The sequence below is a fragment of the Streptomyces sp. AC627_RSS907 genome, from assembly GCF_019049165.1.
Map to the genome: position 1 here is coordinate 1 of NZ_JAGMUE010000197.1, position 694 is coordinate 694.

The 694-nt window shown below is 72.2% G+C and carries 1 pseudogene; it reads right to left on the reverse strand.

From position 1 onward, the window contains the following. Positions 1-691 (reverse strand): annotated as a pseudogene (locus tag KUM32_RS31425) (1-deoxy-D-xylulose-5-phosphate reductoisomerase); the annotation flags it as partial. Between the last annotated feature and the right edge of the window lie 3 nt (positions 692-694).

Consider the following 694-nt stretch of genomic DNA (forward strand, 5'->3'; position numbering starts at 1 on the left):
CAAGGCCCTTGTTGACCAGGGTCGCCGAGTTGATGGTGACGACCGGGCCCATGTCCCAGGTGGGGTGGGCGAGCGCCTGGCGGGGCGTGACGGCGGTCAGTTCCTCCCGGCTGCGCCCGCGGAAGGGGCCGCCGCTGGCCGTGACGACCAGTTTGCGCACCTCGGCCGGGGTGCCGCCCATCAGTGCCTGGAAGAGCGCCGAGTGCTCCGAGTCGACCGGGACGATCTGGCCCGGCTTGGCCACGGCCTTGACCAACGGTCCTCCGACGATCAAGGACTCCTTGTTCGCGAGGATGAGCACGCTGCCGGCCTCCAGGGCGGCCAGCGTCGGGGCGAGCCCGATCGAACCGGTGATGCCGTTGAGTACGGAGTGGCACTCGCTGCCCGCGAGCTCGGTGGCCGCCTCGGGTCCCGCGAGGATCTCGGGCAGCGGCTCGGCTCCGTACCGCGCCCGCAGCGCCTCACGGAGCGCGGGCACGACGTCCTGCCGCGCGACGGCGACCGTACGGACCCGCAACTGGTGCGCCTGCTCCGCGAGCAACTCCACCCGCCCACCGGCAGCGGACAGCCCCGTGACCTGGAACCGGTCGGGATTGCGCAGCACCACGTCGATGGCCTGGGTGCCGATCGAACCCGTTGAGCCGAGAATCACGATGGTGCGCGGGGCCTCCGGGGCTGCGGAGGCGTCGATGGC